The sequence below is a fragment of the Microcoleus sp. CAWBG58 genome (genome assembly GCF_020883045.1).
Taxonomy (GTDB): domain Bacteria; phylum Cyanobacteriota; class Cyanobacteriia; order Cyanobacteriales; family Microcoleaceae; genus Microcoleus.
Genome location: NZ_JAHRFA010000009.1, coordinates 129222 through 134904, shown reverse-complemented (window position 1 = coordinate 134904; position 5683 = coordinate 129222). Strand labels below are relative to the sequence as shown.

Genomic DNA, 5683 nt, shown 5'->3' with positions numbered 1-5683 from the left:
ACTGGTATGAAGTCCAAAGGAATTTATTCACTTCAGTTATACGTGAGCATATTTTGGCAAACCTGAGCCGTGATGGTATCGTCTAGAATACATAGATGATATTTTTTGTCAATGCGTAAGTCCTATCTTAAATTTAGTTGGCGATAAAAAGTTTTTTGGGCCGCCATTGCCGGAATTAATAAATCTTCCAGGTAATTCGCGATTGCTTTGTTTTCTACTTGGGGACGATTTTTTTTCTTGGCATGATCTCGGTTGATGCGTTTTTTGCTAGTCATAACTTGCTCAAATGCTTGCCTGGTCAAGGTTTCATTCTATTTTACCAATGACCGAGCGTACCCCCTTGACAATTTACACTTTTTCTTAACTTGTCACCAATGGTATGTTTCTATCAGAATAGAGGATAAATCTGTACCTGAATACAGCGCTACTCCTGTTGGCGATAACCCCAAAGTAATAGGTTGCGATTTAGGAATCACCAAACTGGTTCACCTTTCTGATGGATACCAAATCAAAAATCCCAAGTTTTCGACGAACAAAAAAGCTAAGCGGACTCTAAAAATCAGACAGAGACGGGTTAGTCGGAAAAATAAGGGTAGTAAAAATCGCAAAAAAGCAGCTATTCAAGTTGGGAAGTTCCATCAAAAGATTGGTGATAAGCGCCAAGCGTATCAATGGAAAACTGCAAATTTAATAGTATCTCGTAACGTTGATGTAATTGCCATAGAAGATTTAAATATTTCTGGGATGATGCGCCGATGCAAGGTAAAAAGTGATGAGAAAACTGGGAGGTTTCTGAAGAATGGGCAATCCAAAAAAAAGGGATTGAATCGCGCTATCTCTGACGCAGGTTGGGGCGATTTGGGATTAAAGATTGAGTATCTAGCTGTGAAGCAGGGCAAAACCGTAATCAAAGTTAATCCCAAACACTCTAGCACTGAATGTAGGAATTGTGGTCAGATCGATAAGTCCAACAGATATGGCGAAAAGTTCATCTGTGTTGAATGTGGATATCACGAACACGCCGATATTGGCGCTGCAAAAACGATTAGAGATAGAGCTTTGAGAATGGTACGCGAGGACTCCGCGAAACCTGGTGTTCAACACCTAAACGCCCAAAAGATATCAGCACGCTCTACGAGCAAACGTGCTGAGTTTGGGAACCCTAGCAATAGGGATATTAAGACCGCAATGTCTTAAGAATCTCAGTCGCTTTAGCGCTGAGAGTGTCAAATCTTTGAGGAAAATTCATCTCGGCGAGGGAAACAGTATTGCCATGTCCTTCAAATTGCCATATCCTCGATTGCTTGAGATTTTCTACCATCAAAAAAGGTTGACTGTATTCCTACAGCCAACCCCACACTTATTTAATTGTCCTGCGTTTGCTCAAACAGCAAAACTATCTGGCAATATTCGGGAAGGTATAGCCAACACCGACTAACAATCCCACGTCAGTTCCGTCGAGAAAACCAATATTCAGTCCTGCTGTGGCTGTAAAATTGCTCGACAGTGGCACATCTATACCTCCCGAAATCAGGAAGCCAAAATTACCGTCATCGCCGGTAGAAAATGCTACGCCAGCACCTAAATAAGGAGCAGCCGTAATCACAAAATCATCGCTGACTTCGACGGCCTCTTTAGATACAAAATCATAGGTGACTGGAACTAGAACAGTTACATTGTCCTGGAACAAAACACTCGGTCTCACCGAGAAATTGTTCGTCAAACCAATTTTGCTCAGAATCGCAAAAGAAGTGTCGCCTAGGGCTGAATCTCCGCCAAAACCGATGTTACCGCCAATACCGATGTAGCTGGGGCCCGAACGGGTAGCTCTGCCCGGTTTGACGGTTGTACCGCCCGGTTGAGCCAATATCTGAGGTTTGTCTGAGGCTGTTGCGGGATTCTGGGCAACTTTCGGTTGGTTCGTCAGGGCTGAGGCGGAAGTGCTGACAGGGTTGCTCAACACTTCTTGTGTTGTTTTGACTTCTTTTTCTTCCTTGGATGCTGTCAGTTCCGAATTAGGTCGATCGGCAATAATTGAGGTAGGTCGATCGATCTTTTCGGCAACAATCTGGGATTTTTGCTGAGTTTCAACGCTATTCTCAGCAATTTTCGCTGTTTCTTCCGATTTTTCTGTTTCAGCAGCAATGGCTGTAGGTGCATTTTGCTCAGTTGCTGGGACAGCAATTTCCGATGTTGCTGCTGCGGATTCTGCCGGTGCTGCCGCAGATGCTTCCGAGTTGGCCGCCGGTGCGGAGGCTGCTGGCTCTGCCGCTGGTGTTAGTTCGATCGAACTGATAGAATCAATTTTTGTATTGCTAGCTGTTGTTTCCGCATCAGCTTTCACTGCTGAAGTTGCCGCAGGCTCAGAAATTTGGTCAATATTTTGAGCTGTCGCATTTGCGGTTGTAGCGATATCTGGCAAGTTGCCAGTTTCAGCTTTCGCTGACATGGTACTGCAACAAACTGCTAAAGCTGCAAGATTTATTAACGCAAAAGTAGACTTGGAAAATAGACTATTCATAGACACTCCTCAATGAATGGTGTGTTAAAAGTTTGACACTCCCGGCGCGAGCGCGCGGGGATTCTTGGTTCACAGACATACCTTAAAATTGTCCATCCTTGCGGCAATACTTAAACCAAAAACCCGTTCGATAGAACCTGTGTTTTGAGCCTAATTTGAGCAATCCCAGAGGGCTTATCTCCCCAAGCGATAGAGAGTCTCCTCTCTTGTTTCCGTGTGCCCCACGGTACATTTAATATTCAAGATTTTAGTTTTCTGGTCTGGGTTACGTTAGTTACCCTAGCTATGTTTTTCGTGGTGTTCGCCACCCACTAACTATTATTATTTCCCGACCAGTCGTTTGAGCTTGGTGTCTCATGTGTATCGGCGGTTATTCTACCTGTAGTGTTAGCCTACTATACCATCTTGAAGAAGAAATTTAGATCGTTAAATCCGTCCTAAAAGTACGGGGCTTTAAACCCAAATTTCTGGTAAGTGTTTGAGGGCTCTAGTCGAGACCTTTACTCAGAAATGACACAAATATGAGTTGTGTTGTTCCTAGATTGGCACTTAACCCTTGAGAATTCAACTCTCTCTGGTGATTAGATTCAAGAACCGAAGGCTAGTCGATCGACTAATTTTAATTTACAGTTCGAGCAGCTAAAAATCAATCCGAGGGCAGATTTCACTCTTGATGGTGCTTATACCACTTTTGCTCAAAAAAAGCAACTGCAAACAACCTCGAAACCACGAGCTTCATCAGTCATACCAATTTTTTATGAGGCTGCATAGAATCCGATCCCCCCTAGCCCCCCTTAAGAAGCAGGGTGGATTAATTGTCAGGATAGGAGATATAAAACTACCAAAAGTATCGCTCAAAGGTCGGCTCGCGCGATCGGCCAAGGTACGTAGTTGCGCTTGGGCGCTCTTTATAGGATTAAGAAAGAGCGCAAAGATCGCAACTACGTACCTAATTTGTCTGACGACAATAAAACCGCCCTGCCTAGCCCCCCTTAATAAGGCTACGGTGTACACACAAGTCGAGTTGGAAATCAATTGACCCAAAAAAAACGGAAATTTATTTTTTTAATCCTTGATTTCCCGTCACCCATTATCAATAATTTAAAACTATTGATAACGATCTCGATTGTCTAAAAACCTTGCCGACTAAGGGTTGTGTCAGACACAGCCAGGTTTTGGCAAGTTGTGTGTACACGGTAGCTTAATAAGGGGGGGACAAGATTCTTCTCAAAGTCCCCCTTCTTAAGGGGGATTTAGGGGGATCGAGACATGTGCAACTTCACATTAAATTGGTATCAGTAGATTTTAGATTTTAGATTTTAGATTTTTAGATTTACTTGCAGGATTGAATTGGCGAGCTGGAAGCAGATCCGGCGCGCAAAGCATTCTAGAATGCTGTACATGAGCGCGCTGCACCCGCCGCCACAGTGAAAAAATCCGCCTGGGTGAGGGCAGCCCGGCTCGAAACGAAGATAGAGCAAGGTTTGACAACAGTTTAGGGAATTCAGGGGTCTAAATTGGGGCAGTTGGGTGAGGGCGATGGCGTCCTGCCCCGCAAGCTACGGCTCCTGCACAGTTCTGGACAAGTCATGTAGAATATCATTTATCCCACAAACAGTCGTAGCTCGATCGTGTCAAAATTATTAAACATTATTAATGATTGTGGAAAATTCAATGTCTTAGTAAAGTTTAGACTTAGCTTTCGCTCAGTATCCGACGACCTAACAGCACGCAACTAAACAAGTAAAAAATAAAAAGTATCTGTTCTCAACCTAACTTTATGAGCAAAGTTCTAGTTATATTAGGCGAATTGAGCGATCGCGACATCGATTGGATGCTCGCCAACGGCAGTCGCACCACAGTCCCCCCCGGCACCACCCTCATCGTCGAAGGTCAACCCTTAGACGCGCTGTACATAGTTCTGGATGGAACTTTGAGCGTTGCTGTATCATCTTTGGGCGACAAAGAAATTGGAAAAATTATCTGCGGCGAAGTCTTGGGCGAAATGTCTTTTGTAGACGGGAGGCTTCCTTCTGCTAGCGTCACGGCAATTGATGAATGCCTCATCCTGTCAATTCCGAGGCGGCTGCTAACTGAAAAACTAGAGCAAGACGTGCTGTTTTCCCTGCGGTTTTATCGGGCTATTACTAAATTTCTGTCGTCGAGACTGCGGGGTACAGTCAAACGCTTCGGCGAAGATACTGATTATTTAATATATCAAGACCCCCACGACGATCGCGCGATCGGGCAAAATGTCGAAAATCCTGATTTGGCTCAATCTAGATTTGAATGGCTCTTGCAGCGTTTGAAGGCGACTTGAAATTAGTTGACATTTGCCAGTTATACAGTTGATCTGTTGTAGGGGCAGTGCCCCCGTGCCTGCCCTCTTAGTTGAGAGTTAAGAGTCAGCAGTCATTAGTCATCAGTCATCAGTTAGTTGCTACAAATTATCTTCGGATCGATGCCCAATGCCCAATTCGCGATGCCCGATGCCCGATGCCCAATTCTCCAATTCCCCAATTAAAAAACATATTTTTCGGCAACGCGCCAGTAGCGTGAAAAACGCTTCAGATCAATGTAGCCATCGTAGCGGACAAAGGGATCGGGTGGCAAAACTTCTACTGGAAACTCGATCGTAATTTCCCGGCAAATATCCTCAAACCGAGGGCTGGGACTTTCCGCTGTAACTACTTGATTCGCACCGGATTCGATCGCAAAAGCGATAACTTCGGCAGCGACATCGCCGCGCCGAATAACTACCGGCAACTCTAGCAAACATTCATAAATAAACACCATTCGCTTGAGACTTAACTGCCATTCATCGATCAATGCATCGTCCCAAACCCAGATTGCTGGTGCTTCTGGGTGAGCTTGAAAAGCTGGGCCTTGTGGACTCAAACAGTCGCCGTGCAGCCAAATAATCGGATTGTTCATAAGTTGGTAAATTGGTAATTTGGTTTGTAGTCAGGACTTTAGTCCTCTGTTATTTGATGCGGACTGAAGTCCTCACTACAAACCTTTATCAAACATTTGGTAATTGGTAATTTGGTTTGTAGTCAGGACTTTAGTCCTCTGTTATTTGATGCGGACTGAAGTCCTCACTACAAACCTTTATCAAACATTTGGTAATTGGTAATTTGGTTTGTAGTCAGGACTTTAGTC

General features: G+C 44.3%; 5 protein-coding genes. 2 read left to right on the top strand and 3 right to left on the bottom strand.

The features are described 5' to 3' along the window. Positions 1-122 precede the first annotated feature (122 nt). Positions 123-275, bottom strand: coding sequence for a hypothetical protein (locus tag QZ918_RS06100; protein WP_293332390.1), 153 nt, complete (start codon positions 273-275; stop codon positions 123-125). Between QZ918_RS06100 and QZ918_RS06095 the strand changes: the two genes are divergently transcribed. Further along, positions 265-1197, top strand: a complete 933-nt coding sequence (locus tag QZ918_RS06095) for an RNA-guided endonuclease InsQ/TnpB family protein (protein WP_293332387.1) — start codon at positions 265-267, stop codon at positions 1195-1197. The two genes, QZ918_RS06100 and QZ918_RS06095, sit on opposite strands and share 11 nt — an antisense overlap. A gap of 199 nt (positions 1198-1396) precedes the next feature. Here QZ918_RS06095 and QZ918_RS06090 read toward each other — a convergent pair whose 3' ends face one another. Then, positions 1397-2521 (bottom strand): outer membrane protein, encoded by a 1125-nt coding sequence (locus QZ918_RS06090; RefSeq protein ID WP_293332384.1) that lies wholly within the window; start codon positions 2519-2521, stop codon positions 1397-1399. A gap of 1780 nt (positions 2522-4301) precedes the next feature. Between QZ918_RS06090 and QZ918_RS06085 the strand changes: the two genes are divergently transcribed. Beyond that, entirely contained in the window at positions 4302-4841 is a 540-nt protein-coding gene (locus tag QZ918_RS06085; protein WP_293158432.1) for a cyclic nucleotide-binding domain-containing protein, read from the top strand. A 200-nt stretch (positions 4842-5041) separates the two neighbouring features. Here QZ918_RS06085 and QZ918_RS06080 read toward each other — a convergent pair whose 3' ends face one another. Beyond that, positions 5042-5455 (bottom strand): hypothetical protein, encoded by a 414-nt coding sequence (locus QZ918_RS06080; protein ID WP_293332381.1) that lies wholly within the window; start codon positions 5453-5455, stop codon positions 5042-5044. Positions 5456-5683 lie beyond the last annotated feature (228 nt).